General features: G+C 39.0%; 17 protein-coding genes. 15 read left to right on the plus strand and 2 right to left on the minus strand.

The genetic code is table 11. The annotated features are described in order from the left end of the window. Positions 1-172 precede the first annotated feature (172 nt). The 6 genes from GKZ87_07290 (at position 173) to GKZ87_07315 (ending at position 9,216) form a co-directional block, all read left to right on the plus strand. Positions 173-4,198, plus strand: coding sequence for a phage tail tape measure protein (locus GKZ87_07290; GenBank protein QSI25300.1), 4,026 nt, complete (start codon positions 173-175; stop codon positions 4,196-4,198). A 386-nt stretch (positions 4,199-4,584) separates the two neighbouring features. Then, positions 4,585-5,454, plus strand: a complete 870-nt coding sequence (locus GKZ87_07295) for a hypothetical protein (protein ID QSI25301.1) — start codon at positions 4,585-4,587, stop codon at positions 5,452-5,454. Then, positions 5,454-6,461, plus strand: a complete 1,008-nt coding sequence (locus GKZ87_07300; GenBank protein QSI25302.1) for a hypothetical protein — start codon at positions 5,454-5,456, stop codon at positions 6,459-6,461. The genes GKZ87_07295 and GKZ87_07300 overlap by 1 nt, the downstream gene beginning before the upstream one ends. Positions 6,462-6,465: 4 nt before the next feature. Further along, the gene (locus GKZ87_07305; GenBank protein QSI25303.1) at positions 6,466-7,872 is read left to right on the plus strand and encodes a hypothetical protein; all 1,407 of its coding nucleotides are present in this window, start codon (positions 6,466-6,468) and stop codon (positions 7,870-7,872) included. Positions 7,873-7,954: 82 nt separating this feature from the next. Beyond that, positions 7,955-8,368 carry a hypothetical protein gene (locus GKZ87_07310; protein ID QSI25304.1) on the plus strand — a complete coding sequence of 138 codons (414 nt, stop codon included), beginning with the start codon at positions 7,955-7,957 and terminating at the stop codon, positions 8,366-8,368. Beyond that, positions 8,368-9,216 (plus strand): hypothetical protein, encoded by an 849-nt coding sequence (locus GKZ87_07315; protein ID QSI25305.1) that lies wholly within the window; start codon positions 8,368-8,370, stop codon positions 9,214-9,216. Before GKZ87_07310 ends, GKZ87_07315 begins: the two co-directional genes overlap by 1 nt. A 137-nt stretch (positions 9,217-9,353) precedes the next feature. On the opposite strand, the gene GKZ87_07320 is transcribed toward GKZ87_07315, so the two are convergent. Both GKZ87_07320 and GKZ87_07325 read right to left on the minus strand, forming a co-directional pair. After that, positions 9,354-10,325, minus strand: a complete 972-nt coding sequence (locus GKZ87_07320) for an Abi family protein (GenBank protein ID QSI25306.1) — start codon at positions 10,323-10,325, stop codon at positions 9,354-9,356. Between the two features lie 428 nt (positions 10,326-10,753). Beyond that, positions 10,754-12,145 carry a DUF4157 domain-containing protein gene (locus GKZ87_07325; protein ID QSI25307.1) on the minus strand — a complete coding sequence of 464 codons (1,392 nt, stop codon included), beginning with the start codon at positions 12,143-12,145 and terminating at the stop codon, positions 10,754-10,756. Between the two features lie 510 nt (positions 12,146-12,655). Between GKZ87_07325 and GKZ87_07330 the strand changes: the two genes are divergently transcribed. The 9 genes from GKZ87_07330 (at position 12,656) to GKZ87_07370 (ending at position 23,184) form a co-directional block, all read left to right on the plus strand. Beyond that, positions 12,656-13,378, plus strand: a complete 723-nt coding sequence (locus GKZ87_07330; protein QSI25308.1) for a hypothetical protein — start codon at positions 12,656-12,658, stop codon at positions 13,376-13,378. A 1,478-nt stretch (positions 13,379-14,856) separates the two neighbouring features. After that, complete coding sequence (locus GKZ87_07335; protein ID QSI25309.1) at positions 14,857-16,758, plus strand: EAL domain-containing protein; 1,902 nt, start codon at positions 14,857-14,859, stop codon at positions 16,756-16,758. 22 nt (positions 16,759-16,780) lie between these two features. Beyond that, positions 16,781-17,389 (plus strand): 4Fe-4S dicluster domain-containing protein, encoded by a 609-nt coding sequence (locus GKZ87_07340; protein QSI25310.1) that lies wholly within the window; start codon positions 16,781-16,783, stop codon positions 17,387-17,389. Between the two features lie 813 nt (positions 17,390-18,202). Further along, positions 18,203-18,985 carry a hypothetical protein gene (locus tag GKZ87_07345; GenBank protein ID QSI25311.1) on the plus strand — a complete coding sequence of 261 codons (783 nt, stop codon included), beginning with the start codon at positions 18,203-18,205 and terminating at the stop codon, positions 18,983-18,985. After that, the gene (locus GKZ87_07350) at positions 18,985-19,182 is read left to right on the plus strand and encodes a hypothetical protein (protein ID QSI25312.1); all 198 of its coding nucleotides are present in this window, start codon (positions 18,985-18,987) and stop codon (positions 19,180-19,182) included. Before GKZ87_07345 ends, GKZ87_07350 begins: the two co-directional genes overlap by 1 nt. Positions 19,183-19,197: 15 nt before the next feature. Next, the gene (locus GKZ87_07355) at positions 19,198-19,566 is read left to right on the plus strand and encodes a GntR family transcriptional regulator (protein ID QSI25313.1); all 369 of its coding nucleotides are present in this window, start codon (positions 19,198-19,200) and stop codon (positions 19,564-19,566) included. Further along, entirely contained in the window at positions 19,550-20,248 is a 699-nt protein-coding gene (locus GKZ87_07360; protein ID QSI25314.1) for an ATP-binding cassette domain-containing protein, read from the plus strand. The genes GKZ87_07355 and GKZ87_07360 overlap by 17 nt, the downstream gene beginning before the upstream one ends. Positions 20,249-20,974: 726 nt before the next feature. Continuing rightward, a complete protein-coding gene (locus GKZ87_07365; GenBank protein ID QSI25315.1) occupies positions 20,975-22,159 on the plus strand; it encodes a putative C-S lyase in 1,185 nt (394 codons plus the stop codon). 68 nt (positions 22,160-22,227) lie between these two features. Then, a complete protein-coding gene (locus tag GKZ87_07370; protein ID QSI25316.1) occupies positions 22,228-23,184 on the plus strand; it encodes a sodium:calcium antiporter in 957 nt (318 codons plus the stop codon). Positions 23,185-23,250: the final 66 nt, after the last annotated feature.

Consider the following 23,250-nt stretch of genomic DNA (forward strand, 5'->3'; position numbering starts at 1 on the left):
TGTGCCCGATATGCGGAAAAAGACTGGTGCAATTCGACAACACAACGAAATGTGAAGGTATATATTTACAGTGTAAACGTTGCAGAGAAATAGTAGAAATAAAAATTAAGTAATGCACTAAGAGAGCCATTGAGCCTTGCATACACAAATTCATTGAGAAGAGGTGTTATGTATGGCCGTAGATGGCTCTTTAAAATTTGATACAAAGATAGACTCGTCTGGATTTGATACAGGAGTAAAGAAAATAAGTGGACTGGCAGCAAAAGGTGTTGCTGCCGTTGGAACTGCATTAGCCGGCGCCAGTGCCTATGCTATAAAAGTGGGGGCTGACTTTGAAGAAGGCATGTCAAAGGTAGCTGCCATATCAGGCACATCGGGAAAAGAACTGGAAGCCTTAACTGAAAAAGCCAAAGAGATGGGAGCTAAGACTAAATTCAGTGCTACGGAATCAGCCGAAGCAATGCAATATATGGCAATGGCAGGCTGGAAATCCGCCGATATGATTTCCGGTATTGATGGAATAATGAATCTTGCTGCAGCATCCGGTGAGGACCTTGCAAGCGTGTCTGATATCGTAACAGATGCCTTGACTGCATTTGGCTTGCAGGCCAAAGATTCTGCACACTTCGTGGATGTTCTGGCGGCTGCTTCTTCCAACAGTAATACCAATGTGTCAATGATGGGTGCAACCTTTAAATATGCAGCTCCTCTAGCAGGTGTCTTAAAATACTCTGTCGAGGATGTTGCCACAGCGATTGGCCTTATGGCTAACGCCGGAATCAAAGGGGAGCAAGCCGGTACATCGTTGAGATCCATGTTCACCCGATTGGCTAAACCACCAAAAGAATGTGCTGAGGCTATGGACACGCTAGGAATTAGCATAAAAAATTCCGATGGTTCAGCCAAACCTCTAAATCAAACGCTGCAGGATATGCGGCAGAAATTCAGTAAGTTATCAGATACTCAGAAAACACAGTATGCATCAGCTATCGCAGGGACGGAAGCTATGTCTGGATTATTAGCTATTGTCAATGCAAGTGATACTGACTTTGATAAATTGACAAAAGCTATCAATGGAGCAGATGGCTCTGCCGAAAAAATGGCCAAGACCATGAATGATAACCTAAAGGGCAAAGTAACCATTTTAGGAAGCTCTCTGGAAGGCTTAGGCATACAGGCATATGAGAAGTTTGAAAAGCCTATGAAAAAGGCTGTGGATGGGGCGATAACGAAGGTAGAGGGATTGTCCAGGGAAATGTCTTCGGGCAAGCTATCTAAATCAATGGATAAATGCGCCGAAGGTATTGCAACGGTAGCAGATAAAGCACTTGACCTTGCTACCGACGCAATCCCTGTCATGATAAACGGATTTGCTTTTATTGTTGATCACGGAAAAGAAGTCGTTACCGTGACGTCAGCTATCGCAGCTGGTTTGCTTTATTATTCAAATCAACAGAAAATGGCCAATGCAATTACTCTAGCAACTGCAGCAGCACAAAAAGCATACACATTAGGAACTTGGGCTATGGAGACAGCTACGGCATTGCTTACAGGTAAAATAACACTGCAGACAGCTGCACAAGAAGCATTAGCAATAGCCCAACTTGCAAGTCCACAAGGCTTACTGACGGCCGCTATTGTGGCAGGTGCCGCGGCAATAGGAGCATATATCGTAATGTCCATAAAGTCAAGAGACGCAACGGACGAAAACAGTGTTGCCACAAGAAAACTTGTGGATGATTATGAGGAATTGAATGATACATTAGAGGCAAACAAAGAAGCTAGAAAAGAAGCACTCGAAAATTCAAAAGCCGAAGCTGGCAGTGCTGAAATCATGTCTCAGAAACTTGAAGAATTAAGCAAAAAAGAAAATAAATCAAATGCTGAAAAGAAGCAGATGCAGTACTATGTGGATGAACTGAACAAAATTGTTCCGGATTTGAATTTAAAGTACGATGCCGAAAAAGATGCTTTGAATAAATCCACAGATGCCATAAGGTCAAACATAAAAGCTCAAAAGGACTTGGCTATAGCGAAAGCCTATCAAGAGAATATGGCCGCTATTGCTAAAGACATGGCTGATGCACAAATGAAGCTCGATGAGGCTACACAGCAAAATACAAAAAATGAAATTGCGCTTAAAGAGGCAAAAGAAGCAACAGAAAAAGCATATCAGAAATATATTGAAACTGGTGAAAAAGCTGGAAGTAAAGAAATGGAAGCATGGGCAAATGCAACTATAGCTTATAAAAACGCTCAAGAAAATTGCAATAAATCTCAAAAAACAGTTGATGATTTAAAAAATAAAATGAGTGATTTGAATAAGGAATATGACAAGACAGACCAATATGCACAAAAGTCTTTAAATTCAGCAGATTTGGAAAAGAAACTTTCTGAACTAACAGACCTTGCCAAAAAGAAAGGAAAAGAAATTCCAAAAGAAATAGCAAATTCTATCAGAGAAGGAACCTACGCTGTTCCTGAATCTGTTAATGAAATGAAGTCACTCATTAAATATGATGATATGCTCAAAAATGCAAAAGAAAACGGCATTGAGCTCCTAAAAAGCCTTACTGATGGGATAGCAAGTGGAAATCTAAAGCCATCTGAAGCAGTGAAACAAATGCAGAATCTGATCTCCTTCAGCGATGTATTAAAAAAGGCTGAGCAAGCCGGTGTTGATATCCCTGAAAAAATGAAACAGAAGATTGCGGAAGGAAAGTTGAAGCCCAAAGAAGCTGCAGATCAAGTCCAGACGCTTATCGACTTCAGCAATGCATTAAAAAAAGCCGATATAGCAGGTGAAGAAATACCGGAATCTATCAAAAATAAGATCCTTGAAGGGAAATTGAAGCCGGAAGATGCAGTAAATCAGATGCAAGCACTTATCAGCTTCAATGATATGCTGGCTGAAGCTGGAATGGCTGGTCAGACAGTACCCGAAAATATTCAAAAAGCAGTATTGGAAAGAAAGCTTTCTCCTGCCGAAGCTGTAGCTGAGATGAATCGGCTACTCATCAAGAAAGCAGATACTCTGGGACCTGAATTATATAAATCAGGTGTGAGTGGATCTGAACGATTTACATCCGGAGTGAATGCTGGAAAAGATAAAGCACACAATGCTGGTTACTTTTTAGGAAAAGGTGTTGCAGACGGGACGAGCGCTGCAAGTGACGAATTATGGTCTGCCGGTATCAATATTGCAAATACTTTGCTGAGTGCAGTCACAAGCAAACAGGGGCTGGATGAACATTCACCGTCTAATAAAGGTGTAAAGATAGGAAAATTCGCAGTCCAAGGTGTCGTCAATGGTGTAAATTCATCTGCTAAGGGTGCAGCAGCATCTATGGTACATCTCGCGCAGATGATGTCACAAACTGCCAAAACAAACAAAAGTTTCGATTTTGAAAACATCGGCAAAAATATGATCACAAGTTATACGAATGGTGTAAATGCTAGTGAGAAAAAAGCAGTATCATCTGTAACAGATATCGTGAATAAGACGGTAGCTACGCTTGTGAAACAGAATCCAAAAGCAAAGGCGGAATTTCAGAATGCCGGAAAAGAACTAATAAGCACCTACAGTAATGCTATAAAAACACAGACAGATGCATCTATCAAATCTGTAACAGCATCTATAAATAAATTTGCGCAACAGGCCCAGTCACAATACGATGAACTGGTCAATAAGCGGAAAGCTCTCGCGCAGACATTGGATGGAAATGACCGTTTATTAACGAAAGACGATAGTGGAAATACATTACTTACCGATCTCTCAAAAAGTAAGAATGAAATACAGGCGTATGGCAAGAATCTGGAAGCTCTGAAAAAGACAATGCCTAAAGCTCTGATGGAGGAGATCACTTCCATGTCATTTGAAGATGGAAAAGCGTACACTGATGCTTTGATGAAAATGTCAAAAAAAGAAAGAGATACCTATGTGAAGACATGGACAGAGCGTGAAAAAGCTATCAAATCAGTTTCGGATAAATTTTACGCCGATCAGATCAAATCCGTGCAGACTAAATTCAATGACGACATCTCTAAGATCTTGGAACAAACAGCAAATAAGACAACGAGTATCGGACAGCAGACGGTGAACGGCATGGTCAAGGGGATGTTATCAAAACAGAAAGAACTCAAGGGTGCATCCAAAACCCTTGCAGATGCAATTCTGAAGCAGTTTAAAAAGACATAGGGAATCCATTCTCCGTCTAAAGCTTTTGAAGAAGAATCAGAACATATTCCTGAGGGTGCTATTAAAGGTATTGAAAATAAGAAAAAACCATTGCTTACATCTGTAGGTAACATAGCAAAAGAGATGGTGGATTCATTCAAAGATATCGACATGGATAAGACTTTGGCTGGTTTGCGGTCTGCGATAGTTGCACAACAGAGTAGAATGATGGCAATCGTGGATATTCAATCGCATATGGATATCAATCGAACAAGAGGGAATGAACGATCTTCCTCAAATATTACCAATTATAATCAAAATCTTACATTCGTTGGGAATGGTCCTGTCAAACCTAGCGAAGCGTCCAGAGAAATGAGAGACGCAGTAAGAAGGATGGAGTGGAGCAAATGAGAAGATATATATACAAGAATTCTTTAGGACGAGAGATCGAATTTTCTGTGGATACAGGGTTTCGACTGACAAATATAGAAGGCTTATCGGCTTTAGATATTGCAATCACAGAGGTGTCAGGCTCATCACAAATTGGGGCATCGGCGGCAAGCAGTAAGATCGAGACAAAAGATATCACGATCGAAGGCGATTTTGCAGAGTCGTATCAGCATAGAAGGAATCTGATCGATACGGTCATGCCATGCATTGCTGCCAAACTCCGATTCATAGACACGGACAAAGGTCTAGATCTTTTTCTTGATGGCGAGCCAAAGAGAACGCCAGATATATCGAATGATGTCGGTTATCAACAATTCCAATTCGTTTTTCATGTTTACTACCCTGTTTGGCAATCTACTGAAGATAAGGTGACTTCGTTTATAGGGTATGATGCACGATTCTGTTTCCCAATGAGTTTTTCTAATGTGAAGCCTTGGAAGATATCTCAACAGCGTCTCGCTGTTATAAAGAATGTGATAAACGACGGTTCACTAGTCACAGGTTTTGCTGCAAGATTCAGGGCTATCACTGCTGTAATCTCTCCCGAACTCCTGAACATAAAGACTCAGGAAGTCATCCGTTTTAAAAAAGGGTTTATACTGAATCCGGATGATCTATTGTATGTCAGCACATATGATAATCAGAAAAAAGTAATACTGACCAAGGCATCTACAGGAAAATCGGAAAACGGCTTTAAGTATCTTGCTGATGAGACTGTTTTCTGGCAGTTGCAACCTGGAGACAATCCAATAAAATATGGCGCCGCCAATAATCACGAAGGGCTTGAAGTGATGATCATGTTTAAAACGGCTTTTGTAGGTGTCTGATGGTATATCATATCTATAATACTCAAAATGAACGTATCGGTATATTGCAGAATTACAGTAGCATACAATGGATGCCAAGATATGACGAAACAGGTACTTTTGAAATACATGTTCTGGATACGAAAGAAAATATACAGCTCCTTCAAATAGGAAATAGATTGATCAGGCAGGATGACGGTACGATAGGATTCATCGAATATACTTACAGCAAGGATCGGGAACTTGAAATCAGAGGCCACATGGATAATCTCAATAACAGGATCAATCGCTCGACGGTGCAGTTAAAAAAAGTGCTGGAGGGGCTTTATGATCTTGTGAATAAGAATAAGAGAAAACTCCCTATCACGACTGCAGGCATCGTGTTGCCGGATACTACGATCGATCAGCAGACAACATGGCAAGAAATCCGTAAAACGTTCAGTGAAATATGTAAGAAGACAGGGTATGGGTACAGGATGGTGAAGGATGGAGATGAGTTCAATGTCATCCAACTTTATAGATGTAAAGAGAATGAAGATATACTGTTTTCGGAGGAATTGAATAATGTGATTGCTGAATCATATCTGCAGAATATGAGTGATTATAAAAATTTTGCATATGTAGCTGGCGAAGGAGAAGGAAATGCGAGAACGGTTGTAGAGGTCGATCAGACGGACGGTGGAGAACGCTTCGAGGTATTCGTTGATGCAAAGGATCTGCAAAAAGTATGGCTTGATGAATCGGGAACAGAACATAGGCTCACAGACACTGAGTATGATGAACAATTACGCCAGCGTGGAATAAATGTGTTGAAAGAACATCCGAAGATTGAAGAGTTCCAGTGTGAGATTGATCTTACCAATGAGAGTTATATCTATAAAATAGATTACCAGCTTGGAGATATTGTAAAAATAAAATCACAAAAGTATGGATTCATAAAATTATTCCGCCTGACGGGATTGGATGAAGTGGATGAAGGCGGCCTGAAATTGACAGGTATGCTTACCGCTTATGTAAAGAAAGGATGATTTAATGGCAGAGAGAGCTTTCCCTCATGATGATACAGAGTATCTTGCTGATGATCTTCGAATGTGGTTTATTGGCCGTACCTGTGGAGTGATCAATGCAACGAGAGAAGATTTTATAACATGGCCATCTGGTGGTATGCAGATAACAGTTGGTGAGGGGTATGCATACATAAAGACTGGAACAGGGACAAGAGGTGGTGTAGTGTATGGAAATACATCACCGATCACATTTGATTTGGATGCAGCAGATAGTGTGCTCGACAGGATAGACGCAATCGTCCTACGATATGATAAAGAATCAAATAGTACGAAGCTTTTATTGAAAAAGGGGGTACCAGCAAGTAATCCAGTAGGTTATTGGCCTGATAGAAGTATAGTAGGCTATGAACTCGTACTCAAGTATATCCATGTCGATCATGGTATAGGAAGTATCACAGAGGAATCGATAAAGGATGTGATCTTAGATGAAACTTTGTGTGGTCTAGCTTCTGATACATTATCAAGGATTCCTACACAGCAGTTTCAGAATGCATTTGATGCATGGTTTGAGCATGTGAAAGGACAGTTAACAGAAGATACCGCCGGTAATCTACAATACCAGATTGATACAAAATCCAGAATATGTGATGGTACAGGAGCATTGATAGAAAATGGGGTGATGACACCGAATACAAATATTCTGGTCAATAGTGATTTTGTAAGTGGTTTGGTAAACCAAAAAGGATTACTGTCATATGAAGTGGGCAATAAGTTAGAATATACTATTGATATGTGGCGATCTTATAATGTGAAAGTAGAAATAATCCGTCCTGAAGGTGGGATCACAATCACGAACAATGATACAGTAGCGCATGGATTCCGGCAACAAATGAATATCATAAACAGGACTGCTACTTTGATGATAGAAGTAGGAGAGGTAAGCGGAAGAGTGACCACAAACGGCACAAAGGTATTAAAGCAGGGTATCAATATTTTTAAAATGGATAATATGCAGGATGATAATATAAGCATAATTCTTAATGGTGGGACAAAAATCAATTTAAAGCGAATCAAACTAGAGTTAGGCAACTATTATACAGGAATGCAATACTGGGATAGAACAATTGAAGAACTAAAATGTAGAAAACGGTTAATAATCAAAACCGTGAGCATCATGGCATATCAGATCACAAGCAATAAGGCATATTTCATGTTAGATTATGAGCCAATGGAGAAAACACCAACATGCTCTCTTTCAAATGCCATCATTAGAAATAAAGCAGGATCAAATTTGACAATGACTGATAGTATTGAAGTCAATTCAGTAAGTGACCGTAGAGCGATATTGATTGCAAATTTCAATACCAACATATCGAGTGAAACTATGCTGAGATTATCTGCAAATGTAACATTAGATGCGTATGATTATTAGAAAATAGGTAATCCAATATCTCGCATGGGCGTGCGTTAAACGCCCTTTTATTATGCCAGAATGGCGGAAAGAGATGAGGTATATGAAACATATGGATAAAGTATTCAACTCTGTAGTAGCTGTAATAGCTACGATCTTCACATATCTGTTCGGAGGCTGGGACACAGCTATTGTCGTACTGATTACCTTCATGGTAATGGATTACATCACAGGCGTGCTTTATGCCTGGAACACGAAAACTGTATCTAGTGAGGTCGGTCTGAAAGGATTATCGAAAAAGTTTCTGATTATCCTTATTCTGATCGGTGCTGTAGCATTAGACCGATTGATGAGTAACGGAACATGGGTATTCCGTACATTGGTATGTTATTTCTACATCGCGAATGAAGGCATCAGCTTGTTAGAAAATGCAGGGAATCTAGGTCTGCCAGTACCGGAAAAATTAAAAGCTGCATTAGCGCAGTTAAGAGACAAAGAAAGCGAGGATGAAGAATAATGAATATCACAAAAATGTTAGCACCAGTAATCTATAGCGGAGCAAGAAGTGGCATTAAGAGGACGAAAAATGGCGGTGTCACTATCCATAACACGGATAACTTTAAGGCAGGAGCTGGAGCTAAGAACCACGGAACGTATCTACAGAACAGCGGATCCACGGTGCAGGCTTCCTGGCATTATGCTGTGGACGATGGAATGATCACACAGTCAATCCCGGATAACGAAGTAGCATGGCATGCAGGGGACGGATATGGAAATGGTAACATGACAACCATTGCGATCGAGATTTGTGTCAATCCGGATAGTAATCTGGAGAAAGCCACTGATAACGCTGCATGGCTGGCTGCGAAGCTGCTGAAAGCACAAGGTCTTGATCACCAGAGCTTGTACCAGCATCACGACTGGTCTGGCAAAAACTGTCCTAGCCAGATTCGTGCCAATAAGCCATACAGCTGGGCGAAATTTGTCAGTAAGGTAAAAGGATATATGCAGCAGGACAACGCTTCTAGCAAGCCGAAACCAGACCAGATACTGAATAAAGGGGATAAGTTTATTTTCCCGGATGTCTACCAGGTATCCAAGGTATCAGCATCTCGTGATGCGGTAATTTGCTATGCCCTGACTGGCACTCCTGTGGCCGAGTACCATTGGCTGGATGCAGCAGTATGCGAAGAGGTTACAAAAGGCGGTAAGAAATCCGGCGATCAGGTGCTGCAGCCGGGCGAGTATGTGAAAATCAAAGGCACATACACTGTCCTAGACAATGATCCGGAAACTGATTCTGTATATGCTAAAGTCGGACGCAGAAAAATGTGGATTTATGCAAAGCCGCTGCGTGAAGTCTAATGTATGAAAAAGCCCTACATCTCTTAACTGAGAGGTAGGGTGTTTTTTTGTATGCACCATATCGTATTAAATACTTAATTTTTTAATTAGTGCATCCTGCAAGGTTTGTGAATAATAGCTGTCGTTAAGTGAAATTGCTATTCTTCAATCTTACTATTTGGTTGGGGAATCTTAGGCGTAGTATACCAGTTGATTGGAAAACCCAAGCTATTTAATATTAAATTTATATCGATGGTTTTTAATCTTAATCGTAGATAATTAGTTCTTCTTAACAGTGTGTTATGAAGTAATGCATATTGATTTTTGGATAACAAAGTCTGCATTACTATAAAAACATTATAGACATCTTGCTTAATAGAATCATTTGAAATAGAGTATTTATCATGCAATTCCGATAAATATCGAACGTGTCCTTTGCAATTGAACCCTAGTAGCTTATTGTTATGTGCGACAATATTTCTTAAATCGATCACATTTTCAATGTAAGAAATCAAGTTACTTGAAGTCAGTTGTATGGAATCAAGTTCTAAATTATCAATTAAGAAAAGACTGAAATCCTTAGCGATAACATTTTTCAAAGCATCATCCAAGTATTTATAAAAGTATAGTAATTGACCAAAATTCATGTAATTTGTCAGTATCCAAAAGGGAACATCACCATGCCTATGTATGTAGTGATTTATAGGATTATTTGGTATGTGTTTATATTTGTTAATAATGTTTGACAGTGACGAAATGGTTTTAGTAACTTGTAATATATCATTACTATTATAGTTTGATGCGATTAGATATGCATACTTTTCGTCTTGATATTTTTCGGAAAAACGATAAGCAAGTATGGATTTAAAATGTTTTTCAGCTTCAAGTATGCTTTTGAAAAAAATAGATTTGATCTCCTTATCATAATAATGAACTTGAGTAATTTCGTCGAAATTAGTTCCAGGTATAAATCTATCATCATTGGTCATGAAGAATTTAGCATAGCAATTTATGACATTATAATAGTTGTTGTTTAGAAGAAATTTTTTTGATTTCTCCTTATTGCTGAAATTCAAGCCGCGCGATAATAATAATTCATATTGTTCATCAATAGTCTTAAACGGTTTCATGATAATCTATCTCCTTAATCAAAGAAAAAACCTACCACATCAGAATGGTAGGTTTTCCGCAATAGCCCCCGTAGGGTTACTACCGCTTCTTCGTATTCATATTCTATAACTTTTAATTTGAATTGTCAAGAAAAAAGGATCACTCTTAATAAGTGATCCCCGCAATAGCCCCCGTAGGGTTACTACCGCTATACCTTATTATATAGGTGAATCAGATTTTTTATTCAGAATTTTGCATTTTTCTATTGAGATATGGATTATGCGCAATTATAGGCCATAACGCCTATGTGAAAAGTGTGCACGTAACTACTCTCCACACCAGAGAGTAGCCTTTTTATTACTTAGAACGTTAGCCATATTATATTATCCGTTATGCCACATGAAAATCCATACTTCTCTTAATTGAGAGGTAGGGATATTTTTCTATATCATTTTTTAGATTTGCCTTTAGGCTTTAAAGGAGTTTTACTAGATTCGCTATAGGGGTGGTTACCATATTTATCTAATGATTTAAATGCATTAATTGCAAAAGGTACCCACTGATTAAAATGTAGAATAGGAGCGCGTCGCAATTCTGCAATAGCTGCTATACTAAGGCTTTGAGAATCCACTTTAGGAGCCAAAGGATGCTTATTTAATTCTTCGTTTAGGTATAAATGCTGATTATCATCTCTTAAACAATTAGGATCAAAGCTTTTTATATTCTCAGAGATGAGTTGTTGGTTAATCATATTGTTAAGTATATCAATTATAATTTGCATAGGCAGATGATAGATTTGGCTTATACTTAATATAGATCCTATAAAACTAGTTTTTATTAGAATTGGAATATCTTTACTGTAATGATTGTCAGATTTAGTATATAATTCGTCCTCTTTTATTGATTGAATATACTGAGCACCAATCAATTGCGCAAGTCCAGTAATCGAAGATTGAATAGCAGCCATTTGGTCCATATTAATTTTTACTTTATTTTCTTTTAGTGTTTTTTGAATAAAATCAGGAGCGAAATTTCTTATTTTTCCCACTAGATCTATTGTTTTGCTCATGGTTTGCCTTGTTATAGCTGGTTTCCAATAAAAAGAATTACCATCAAATGCACCTAATCTTGCTGAGTCATTAATGAAATTATCTAAGTTGACAGCTTGAGAAAAATCAATATCTACATTGATTTGTGGTTGAGCTGTACCATCATTTTTATCATCTTCGCAAATAGTAATTCCTAATAAATCACAGGGTTTATTAGGAACTGCTATAATACGATTAGCTTTTTGTACCATTTTTCTTACGGTAGTATCGACATTATTAAGATTCGCGAGTGGGGGTGTTATCATTTCAATATTTGTTCCATCCATCTCTGTTTTAAAATAAGAGGAATATATATCTTTTGAATTATCTATTTTGGAAACTTTACTTTTAAGCATTTGAAATTCAAAGCCAATGAGACGTTGCACCACTTTATTTTTTATGTTATTAGATTCTGAATTGTAGTTGCTTATAGAAATATCGGCGTCTTTTTCTAATTTCGATTCATTATTTACAGGATATCCTTTTAATTGCATTGTTGGTTTTACAATCCCTTGCCGTTGCTGCACGACATGCCCCAGCTCATGCTTCAAATGCTTCTCTTGCCCTGAACCTAAATACACATCATTCCCATATGCATAAGCAAGCGCTCCAAACTCCTTCGGTTTATCACTAGCATAATGTATTTTTACATCAGCAAATGATATTCCGGATTCCTTTTCTATGGAGGCCACTCTTGGATCGGGATGCGGTTCTTCTTTCTTCTGTATAACCTTTTTCTTGTTTGCGAACATGATATCACCTCATTTAAACATTAACAAATTTAATGGATATGTAAATAGGTTAGGGATAAACGGTATTGGTAAGGGACGAACGGTATGTTTATTGCAATATATGTGTTTATAATGGATACGTTGCAGCCCATTAAAAAATAGAAAAAATACCTAGGCAGTATTTGCGGCACTTGACCACCCTTGAGTGGTCTTTTTTAGTAGCTGATATAAAATTGATTTAAGATAAATAAAACTTAATTATATAATAAATCTTTGAAATCATAAAGGATAATTCGGTAACTTGACAGAAAATTTTATATTATTGAATAATTCATGTTTTAAAATAAAACAATCAAATTATAAGATATTGAACATTTATGACCATTTGTAATGTATACTTTATATAGGAATACTGAGGAGGGAACAATATGAAAAATTATATTGAATCAATCTCTTCTAGTGTGATAACTTTACACATATAGGCCTTCTCTGTTACGCTCGTATATAATAATAAAAAAGGAGATTAAATTTATGAAAAAAATAATTCCCCTTGTTATGAGCTTTATGCTTTCATTTTCTATGGCAGCGCCAGTTATAGCTAAAGATAAAGATGAAATCATAAATTTATCTAATGGGACCGAAATGACCACAGAGAATATCGTTTCTGATCAAAACTTAAAAAGCACAGAGATTTTCTATATGGAAGATGGCGATAAAAAGATACCTTATAAACAAGAAGTATATGAGGTGGATGTGCCAATTCAAAAAAATATGAGAACTGGTGTAACAAGCCATAAAAAAGTAGCTATGGCTGTTATAACAGAAGGTACTGAAGCAGAAGGACCTACTACGAGAGGTTCGGGTTCAAAGAAAGAAGAGGGTTGGGATAGATCAGCTAGTTTTCATTTCTACGCAAGTTTATATTATAATACAAGGAGTGAATCTAATGGAGCTACATCCTATTGTCTTACAAGATTAACAGGAGATGCGGTAAGAGTTGATTCAAGTGTCAGTTTGACATCTTATTCTTTGAATTACGGACAAACAGGTATAAAATCTGGAACAACTGGCGGTGTTACACAAAGAAATTCTAAAACTATAAGTGGAAGCTCATTTGATTTTAAACAAGATCATGGCTGGTATTATGTTTATGAATGGCAAAGTTGGTATGATTTTTCTATAGGGCAGACACAATATTATACGCTCAAAAGAGGAAGTTCCACTTGGTCTGGGATGTTCCAATTGAATTTATAGAATAAATGTTATGCTTTTTCCGAAAAGAGAATTGTGTCTTACTCAATCTTTAAGAGCCCAATCTGAAATTAGAAAAATTTTAAATGAGAATGGTATAAAATATGATGTAACAACTATTGATCGTAATAATATAATGTCTAATTTGAGTTTTAGTAGAGGCTATAGATCATCAGTTATATATAAGTTTGCTGTTTCAAAAAAAGATTATGATAAGGCACTTAATTTAATAAGGCATATTAGATTAAATGATTGATAATTCCGCAAAGGATGTGTACTACCACATCCTTTCTTATGCATTGAGCTATTTTATATAAAAGGGGGCGGTAAGTTATAGATCCCTCTATCTAGCATTTCAAATGTACGCTTTTTGTACTTTAGAAAATGTTATACGAAATATCTGATATCCTTTTTTCGGACTTTAGAATAATGAAATTCGTCGGCTGTTGTATGAGAGTGAAATGTTTCCATTTAGCTGCATCCTGGAAATAGACATAGTACAGAACGCTGTACGAAATTCGTACGGCGTTTTATAACTTGGGGACTTAAAGTCCCTCTGTGTCAGAGTATTTCCCATTCGTCAACCATGTTGAATGGGAAAATTATTATTTGTCAGTATAAAGAACTACGGACGAAATTCGTACGCAGTTACTCTGATACTCATAAAAAATACATTAACAGTTAACTTGTCATCATGATGAACGTGTTGCATTATCACTATTCAGCAAACAGGGTGAATGGAAAAAGGTTAGCATGAAACGATTCTTATGACGAAAAAATGACGAAAAAATTTAAAAAAGTGTGTTCTGTGTGTAATGGATGATAGTGTATGACAGCTATTTATCGTATATGAATACGTATGAATGGTTAAAAGTTGTACGATTCCGACCGGGACCACCATTTGACGAAATGTAACCACTCAGAAATGAGTGGTTTTTTCTTATGATATAAGCGGAGGGAAGGGGAAACACCGGAATTTGACCTCCGGTATTTACCATGCTGCTCCATCATCAGCGGAGAAACCCGGATGAAACGGGAAAATACCTACCAGTTTTCAAGCTTCCTTCCTCCAGATCTTCAACCGGCGGGGGCAAGACGTAGGAATATGCGATAGCAGGATTTTTATTAGTATGTAAATGATGGGATAGAATTCCTTATCATATGAAAATAAATGTAGCTTCAGTATTCATAAAACGACCATACTATACAAATAACTGCACTGTAATGCAAAGCATACATATATACTAGGAAATTTTTCGCGAATTCCTCATACGAAAAGCCTGATTTTTCTATGGAAACAGGGAAGAAAACAAGCTCTCACATTGATAAACACTTGGGAAACGTATATAATGTACTTAACAATTACAATTGCAGGTTGCATTAGCCCAACAGTACACTTCATTCTTTCATGGTTCTGTTATTCTGGCGATGATGGCTCCTATATTCCTGCGGTAAAGCACTCACATGAAAGAAGGTATAATATGAAAAAGGGCTGGCTGTACTCCCTGCTTGGAATCTTCCTCTGTCTGCTGACACTTGGCGGCGTCACTATCAATTCCATCTATCGTATCCAACGACACGGCAGTCTGATAAATTATACCGGTATTGTGCGTGGTGCATCTCAAAAGCTAATTAAAATGGAGCTGAATGATATACAGGGGGATGACCTGATTCTTTATATTGATGAAATTTTGGACAGTCTTACGGAAGGAAGCGGCGTCTATGATCTTCCACTGCCCGATGATGAAAACTATCAAAGCAAATTAGGCAAGACAAAAGAAGCCTGGGAACAGATAAAAAAGCAGATTTATATCACTAGAAAAGACTCCGGCAATATGGCAGCAAAAAATCAGCTGCTGCAGGATAGTGAGCAATTCTTTAATACTACTAATGATATGGTATTTGCGGCGGAATCCTTTACAAATCAACATGCAAGGCGGTTAATGCTGCTGGATATCATCATGTTTGTATGTGTGCTGGCCTTATGGATTTTTATTTTTATTACGAATATCCGAAAGATTCTGCGGCTGGAAACCTCCAATCGTGAATTGAAGGATACAGCAGGTAGAGACTCACTGACAAGGGCCTATACACTGGAATATTTTATTTCACAGGCACAGGAATTGATGAAGCAGCAGACTGAGTTGAACTATGCTCTCTTTTATGTGGATTTCTCAGATTTTAAATATATCAATGATGTTTTCGGTTATGCAAGAGGAGATGACATGCTGCGGCAGTATGCGGCCTTATTGATTGAAGATAAGAAAGCCTATGAGCTAGTTGGAAGGATCAATGCAGATAATTTTATTATTTTACGGCATTATGAAAACAGAACAGAGCTGACAAAAAGGCAATCTGCTGTAGATGCCAGGATTCGCGAATATATGCGCTCACACCTTGAAAAGCAATCACTTTCCATATGCTGCGGGATTTGCTGTATGGAGGACGTTGATGAAAAGCTGAGCCTGCATGAATTGCTGAATCGAGCGAATTTTGCAAGGAAAATGGTAAAGGACGGTCATGAACTAAACAACTACTGCTTTTATGATGAAAGCATCCGACAGCATCTGCTGGAAGAAAAATCTATTGAAAGCGGTATGGAGGAGGCCTTGAAAAACCATCAGTTTCTTGTTTACTATCAGCCGAAAATCGATGTGCAGACAGGAGAAATAGCAGGTGCTGAAGCTCTGGTACGCTGGCGTATAAAGAAAGGTACACTGCTGATGCCGGATCAGTTTATTCCGGTATTTGAGAAAAACCGCACTATACCTTTACTGGATCAGTATGTTTTTGAATGTGTATGCGCATGGCAGAGACGCCTGTTGGATGAGGGGCGGATGGTACTTCCGGTGTCTGTTAACGTATCACGGCTACAGTTTTGCAATGCCGATTTCGTGGAAACCTATGCGGCAATCAAGAAACGTTATCAGCTTCCTGCAGGGCTGCTGGAAATCGAATTTACAGAATCCGTGTTATATGATAACTGGGAAAGGTTAACAAGTATCGTGGATGAGCTGCATGCCGCAGGCTTTACCTGCTCCATTGATGATTTCGGTAAAGGGTATTCCTCCCTGGGCATGTTTAAAAATCTGAATGTCGATGTATTAAAAATAGATGCTTTGTTTTTTCGGCAGCTTGAACAGGAGGAGAAGGATCAGCTGCTTGTGAATAGTATCATACAGCTGGTTCGCCAGTTTGGCGTGAAGACCGTCGCGGAAGGTATTGAAACTCAGAAGCAGGTTGATATGTTAAAGGAGATGCATTGTGATTATATCCAGGGCTATGTCTACTATAAGCCACTGCCACAGAAGGGATATGAACGGCTGTTGCTGCAGTCATCGCCTCAGGCGGTTAAGGAAATAATGGAGGCATGCGCTATTTAATAAATATAGGAGGTGTTGCCATATGCGAGCTGAAGATTGCTTACAGCTTCTGCGTGAAATGAAGGATGTTTCCTTTGCGAGTGTGGATGAAACCGGAGCGCCTCAGGTACGAATCATAGATGTGATGATTGTTGAGGATGCAAAGCTGTATTTCTGTACTTCAAGAGGAAAGGATTTTTATCATCAGATACGCCGTAAGCCGGAAATCGCAATTACAGGCATGAACAGTCAGTATCAGACGGTGCGCCTGCAGGGTGATGTAAGGCGTGTAAAGGAACAGGAATATTGGATCAATCGTATTTTTGAGGAGAATCCATCGATGAAGGAAGTCTATCCGGCAAACAGCAGAAGAATTCTGGAGGCATTTGTCATTGAGGATGCACAGCTGGAGTTTTTTGATTTAGGTGTGCAACCGATTGAACGCTTCTATTTTTCCATAGGAAAAAGGCAGCCGCTGAAAAAGGGATTTCAGATTCTGGATGCATGTGTGCAGTGCGGTAGCTGTTTACGCAGCTGTCCACAGCAGTGCATTGAAACAGGGCAGCCATATGTTATTGTACAGAAGAATTGCCTTCATTGCGGTCTTTGTGCGGAGGTGTGTCCGGTTCATGCAATTCTTAAGCGGACATAGGAACTATGATGCAGATAATGCTTCCGTTTGCGTTCAGCTTTCATCGGTAATGACTTAGATCAGGGCAATCATTAGCTTTACCACTGTAAGGATTTTTCAATTTATCATTGGCTCATCGCTGTTCTGCTTCTGATTTTTCATACGGAGCTGGAAAGCTAATAAAACATGTAAAAAAATGCTAATCTTTTCTATTATATGTGACATACGTGTGATAATGTGATATGATATTGTCAATGCCGCTGTTATTTCAAATAGAAAGATACCTAGGCAAAGGAAGCGGCAGTCATCCGAAAGGATGACTTTTTCATTTTACGGGAGCTTCTGTATAAAGACAAAGCCCTGCTATCATCTATTAAAACCATTTATATAGAAATAAGCATCTGATTTGCTGTTTGTACCTAACAAATTGTTCATGAATAAGAATACCTGTATGCTGATAATTGCGTGAATGAACAAGTAGTAAGCAAAGAGCTGAATGAATTTATACATAGAAGAATTTCTTGCGGACTTTGCCATCTGCCTGCTGATAAGCAGAATTGTATTAAAAATGCATATAAGAACTTACACATAGTCATTCCCTGCCTTTCATATAAACTAAATATAAGTAAATTCTGTTTGAACTGCTACAAGTGGAACGGAAAAATGTATTCTGTATAGCTTGTTATTTTTATCTTATCTTTATAAGGCTTTCATTCTTTTCAAGATTTTTTATAAAAATGATACTTACAGCTTGACAAACATGCAAACACCATGTACTATTGTATTAGATAGTTAATACAGTAATACATTGACTATTGAAAAGGGAGGAAATTTATGTTTTGGAAATTATGTAAGCATGAGCTGAAATGCTCATACCGAAGTTTTCTTGTTTTATATGCCATTGTGGTGGCGGCGGCATTGGTGATGAATCCAAATAATGATGGAATGTTGACGAATCTGGCGGCGTTTGTTTATGTGGTGATGTGCACAATCATGTTTATTATGTGTGTGGTCGTTGTTATTAAAAATTACAGTAATTCAATGTTTTCCAGAAATTCATATCTGACACATACGCTGCCAGTAACGAGTACTCAACTGCTGCTGACAAAGATTCTGAGTGCGGTATTCTGGATACTGGTATCACTTCTTGTACTATTTATATCCATGCTGATTATCGGTCTACGTGTGACCGGCTTTGATTTTGCGATGATTGGTGCTGGTTTACAGGAATTGTTCAGTACTGTATTTGCGATTGATACACTGCTGTATCTGTTTTATATCATCATCAGTGCTGCAGAATCAGTAGCCTTAATCTATCTGGTGATGAATATTACACACACTACCTATGTACCACGATATCGTACTGCTGCTGCAATCGTTTTGTATCTGCTGATATCCTGGATTTTAAGCTTTCTGTTTAATCAGGTGTTACTTGCTCCGTTCCATCTTGCTTCTGATGATATTTCGTCCATCATGGGACAGTTCTTCTTCGGAATGCAGGTGGAATACCAGTTCATGGCAGGCGTTGGCGTGATGATTGGCAAATCCCTGTTGCTGCTTACCCTGTTCTTCTTCGGAAGCAAATATATACTTGATCACAAACTGGAAATAGAATAATGAATGACCTGAAAGAGAGAGCATTGATCATATTGATCATATTGCTGTTCTCCTTCTGGTATGTATTCACAGGATATCTGCTGCTGGATTATTTCAAAATTGGATGGCCTATTTATATTGTAGGGGCAGTATTGCTGGGGATAATCATCATAGCAGTGCTGCAGACAGTGAAACGAATGAAAAACGGAGAGTATTAGGAAGGAGTGAACCATATGAATTTTGATTCAAACATGCCAATCTATTTACAGATTATGGATGAGATAAAACGGTGGATCGTCACAGATATATATCAGCCTTCCCAGAAGATACCTTCTGTTCGTGAGCTGGCTGTTGAATTTGGCGTTAATCCGAATACCGTCCAGCGCGCGCTAAGTGAACTGGAGCGCAGCGGCCTTGTTGCAAGTGAACGCACGGCCGGAAGATTTATCTGTAACGATACTGAAATGATCAAAGAATTAAAGGAAGATGTAATTCGTCAAAAGATGGATGTGTTTATAGAGGAAATCCGTCAATACGGATGCGATGATGAAACAATCGTTGCTACAGTGGAAGAGAGGTTGCACAATGGAAAAGCTGATTGAAATATGCGGGCTTAGCAAGGCCTATGGAAAAAAGCAGGCGCTGCATAATGTGGATATGGTTTTTGAGGGTGGTCAGATCATCGGTCTGCTTGGCCCCAATGGAAGTGGAAAGACAACGCTGTTAAAGGTGATGACAGGACTGTTGAAGGATTATGATGGAGTTGTGAGAATTGATGGGAAGGATATTGGGGCGGATACAAAGGCAGTTGTATCCTATCTGCCGGATGAGCCGTATTTTTCCGATTGGATGAAGGTTAAGGATGCACTGGCAATTTTTGTGGATATGTATGCCGATTTTGATTTAGACAAATGTCTGAGCATTATGAGTCGGTTTCAAATTGATGAGAGTATGCGCATTAAGACGATGTCCAAGGGAACAAAGGAAAAATTTCAGCTGGCTCTGGTTATGAGCAGAAAGGCGAAAATCATTGTACTTGATGAACCTATCGGTGGTGTAGATCCGGCAGCGAGAGAGGTGATTCTTGATACTATTCTGGAAAATTACTCTGCAGATCAGACAATTCTTATTGCGACCCATCTGATTGCGGATATCGAGCGTATCTTCAGTACAGTAGTCTTTATCAAAAATGGACAGATTGTATTGAATAAGGAAGTTGAGGAGGTTCGTCAAGAAACAGGTAAGTCGATTGATGAATTATTCCGTGAAGAATTCCGCTACTAAAAAAACAAAAAAACAGAAGAAGCTGCAGAAGGAAAGACTGCAAAAAATGGACGATTTCTTGTATCGTCTGTTTTTTTATCATATTTTTTATGGAGCTGTAGGAAAATAAGGTATTCTATTCCATGAGCTTTATGAAACTGCTCTTATAGGATATACATTTCTTATAGCTCCTTATTTGGCGGTTTTCTCAGCCGGCTTCTTTTATATGTGTTCTATTTTCGGCCCTATAGCTATCATGCACTGGTTTTTAAAAAGGAAAGACGGTATCCTTCCACTAGCTGCTAAGGAGTTTTCCTAATAAAATATCCGGGAAGCTGTAAGGTGTTTGTTACTATTCACATCTTGCCTGAAATGGTGTCACATGAAGATGGACGGTCTTTTAAACATAAAATTGTGGCAATCTGCTGTACAGCACTTTGTGATGTCGTTTCTATCTTATCTCATTTATAGGAAAGAGGCTGTGCAGTGTACCAGCTGGCTTCACTTAGATATCAGCTATATAGAGCTGATAAAAAAGCAATACAGGTCATAGATTTTCCAGGCTATCCCCCTTTCTCTTTTGTGAATAATCAATTCGAAATCATACCGCTGTGGAAATAAATCCGGCAGTAATCCTTATGATATCTATCTTGTTGTATTTTTCTCTGTTCAAGGGGAGTTAAACACGCTATAATATTGCAGTACAATGCTTTTGCAGCACGATAACAAGTGTTTTGGGAGGTACATATGAATTATGATTTTGATACGGTTCTTTCAAGAACAGGAACCGGTTGTGTGAAATGGGATAAGCCCTTCGCCTGCAGCAGTGATCAGAAGGTATTACCACTATGGGTGGCAGACATGGATTTTCCATGTGCTCAGCCGATTCAGCAAGCTCTGCATAAACGGGTGGATGAACAGATTTACGGCTATTCCTGCGGCTTTGATGAAGACTATAAAAGCAGTGTGACAGGGTGGTTTCAGCGTCGTTTTCAATGGGAAATCGATACAGCATCTATCTTTTATGCAGGTGGTGTTGTACCTGCTATTGCATATCTTCTTGAAATCCTGAGTGAGGAGGGAGACGGCATTGTGATTCAGCCTCCTGTATATTATCCGTTTCGTAATAAAATCGAGGCAACGAAGCGCTGTGTCGTAGAGAATCCGCTGATCAATACAAACGGGACATATACGATCGATTTTGAGGATTTACAGCATAAGCTGTCGGATACCAGAGTAAAGGGAATGATTCTCTGCTCACCGCATAACCCGGTGGGACGTGTCTGGACAAAGGAAGAGCTGAGAAGGGTCGCAGAGCTTGCACACAGGTATGGAAAATGGATCATCAGTGATGAAATCCATTGTGACTTGGTAAGAGTGGGGATACAGCATACACCGCTGCATACACTGGTTCCTGAATACCGGGATGAAATCATCGTCTGTACCGCTCCCAGCAAGAGCTTTAATCTGGCCGGTTTGCAAAACAGCAATATCATCCTTACAAATCCAAAATATCAGAAGCGCTGGAGAGACTTTGTTATCAATCGTCTGTCCCTGAGTACCTGCAATTCCTTTGCAATAACCGCAACAAAGGCGGCATATAATGAAAGTGAGGACTGGATGGATCAGGTCAACGCTTATATTGATGGGAATATTTGTTATGCAAGTGAATTTTTAAAAAAAGAACTGCCGAAGGCTGTTGTCTCCCCTTGTGAGGGGACATACTTATTATGGGTGGATGTACGGGCCTACTGCAGTGATGCGCAGCTGCTGGAGCAGCGGATGCTGAAACAGTCGCTCATTCTGGATGAAGGATATGTATTTGGTGCTGAGGGAAAGGGCTTTGAGCGTATCAACATGGCAGCACCACGCAGCTTGATTAAACAATGTATGCAACGCTTTGTAAAGGCTGTTTTAGATACCTCTGTATAATGCTTGATTTTTGTAATTACGCATTACCTGAATAAAATACGTAACATAATAAAGGAAAGGAAGTTTTTATGCTCTATCTTGAATATATCGTATTGGCAATACTTGTTGTATTTCTGTCTGTACGGCTGTCGTATTATGTGGATTGTTTGGATAAAAAAACAAATTTGTCCGGTGCATTCATAGGCGGTGTTATGCTTGCGGCTGTCACATCGCTACCTGAGCTGTTTACATCACTAACGGCTGTTCTTGCACTTGATCAGCCTGATCTTGTACAGGGAAATGTGCTGGGAAGTAATATCTTTAACCTCTGTGTGATAGGCGGATTGATGCTGTTTACCTCACGCAGATATCAAAGAGCTACCTTGTCAAAGTCTCACGGCAAAACCCTGTGCTTTGGTCTGGTGATGTATGTACTGGTATTTGCGGCAATTATGATGCCACAGGAGGTTGGCTTCAGCTTCTTTAGAGTAAATCTGATGTCGATTTTGATTCTGCTTGTCTATGCGGTCAATGTGAAATTTATGGGGAATGACGATAGCGGGGATAGCGAGGAGCAGGTGTATATATCACTGAGTGTTAAACAGATTGCTGTTCGTTTTATCTGTTACAGTATCGGACTTGTTACTGTGAGTATTCTGTTGACAACGGTAACAGATCAGCTTGCGGAGGAGCTGCAGCTGGGTGCTACGGTTGCAGGAGCGATTTTCTTAGGGGTAGCTACTTCACTGCCTGAGCTGAGTGCTTCTGTCAATTTGGTACGAATTGGAAATTTCAATGCCTCCTTTGGAAATATCGTCGGAAGCAATCTGTTTAATTTCATTATCCTCTGTTTTGCGGATGTCTTGTTTACCAGGGGTAGTATTTATGTGAATGAGGTGCAGGTTATGAATCTGCTCGGCTTTGGCGCATTCTCTATGCTCTGTGCACTCGTTATAATTTACGGAAAGAAAAACAGAGCACTGGTATTACTTGCGAGTGTCGCAATACTTGCTTCCTATGTGGCCAGTATCGTACTGTCAATGTAAGGGATATTGCTGGTAACAGCTTTTGCATCTACACCATGATAACTGTCGGAATGAGCCGGTCTTATG

It is taken from the genome of Erysipelotrichaceae bacterium 66202529, from assembly GCA_017161075.1.
GTDB lineage: Bacteria > Bacillota_I > Bacilli_A > Erysipelotrichales > Erysipelotrichaceae > Clostridium_AQ.

Coding starts and splice junctions, on each gene's coding strand:
- GKZ87_07290 (QSI25300.1), top strand. CDS start 173: ATGGCCGTAGATGGCTCTTTAAAATTTGATACAAAGATAGACTCGTCT.
- GKZ87_07295 (QSI25301.1), top strand. CDS start 4,585: ATGAGAAGATATATATACAAGAATTCTTTAGGACGAGAGATCGAATTT.
- GKZ87_07300 (QSI25302.1), top strand. CDS start 5,454: ATGGTATATCATATCTATAATACTCAAAATGAACGTATCGGTATATTG.
- GKZ87_07305 (QSI25303.1), top strand. CDS start 6,466: ATGGCAGAGAGAGCTTTCCCTCATGATGATACAGAGTATCTTGCTGAT.
- GKZ87_07310 (QSI25304.1), top strand. CDS start 7,955: ATGAAACATATGGATAAAGTATTCAACTCTGTAGTAGCTGTAATAGCT.
- GKZ87_07315 (QSI25305.1), top strand. CDS start 8,368: ATGAATATCACAAAAATGTTAGCACCAGTAATCTATAGCGGAGCAAGA.
- GKZ87_07320 (QSI25306.1), bottom strand. CDS start 10,325: ATGAAACCGTTTAAGACTATTGATGAACAATATGAATTATTATTATCG.
- GKZ87_07325 (QSI25307.1), bottom strand. CDS start 12,145: ATGTTCGCAAACAAGAAAAAGGTTATACAGAAGAAAGAAGAACCGCAT.
- GKZ87_07330 (QSI25308.1), top strand. CDS start 12,656: ATGAAAAAAATAATTCCCCTTGTTATGAGCTTTATGCTTTCATTTTCT.
- GKZ87_07335 (QSI25309.1), top strand. CDS start 14,857: ATGAAAAAGGGCTGGCTGTACTCCCTGCTTGGAATCTTCCTCTGTCTG.
- GKZ87_07340 (QSI25310.1), top strand. CDS start 16,781: ATGCGAGCTGAAGATTGCTTACAGCTTCTGCGTGAAATGAAGGATGTT.
- GKZ87_07345 (QSI25311.1), top strand. CDS start 18,203: ATGTTTTGGAAATTATGTAAGCATGAGCTGAAATGCTCATACCGAAGT.
- GKZ87_07350 (QSI25312.1), top strand. CDS start 18,985: ATGAATGACCTGAAAGAGAGAGCATTGATCATATTGATCATATTGCTG.
- GKZ87_07355 (QSI25313.1), top strand. CDS start 19,198: ATGAATTTTGATTCAAACATGCCAATCTATTTACAGATTATGGATGAG.
- GKZ87_07360 (QSI25314.1), top strand. CDS start 19,550: ATGGAAAAGCTGATTGAAATATGCGGGCTTAGCAAGGCCTATGGAAAA.
- GKZ87_07365 (QSI25315.1), top strand. CDS start 20,975: ATGAATTATGATTTTGATACGGTTCTTTCAAGAACAGGAACCGGTTGT.
- GKZ87_07370 (QSI25316.1), top strand. CDS start 22,228: ATGCTCTATCTTGAATATATCGTATTGGCAATACTTGTTGTATTTCTG.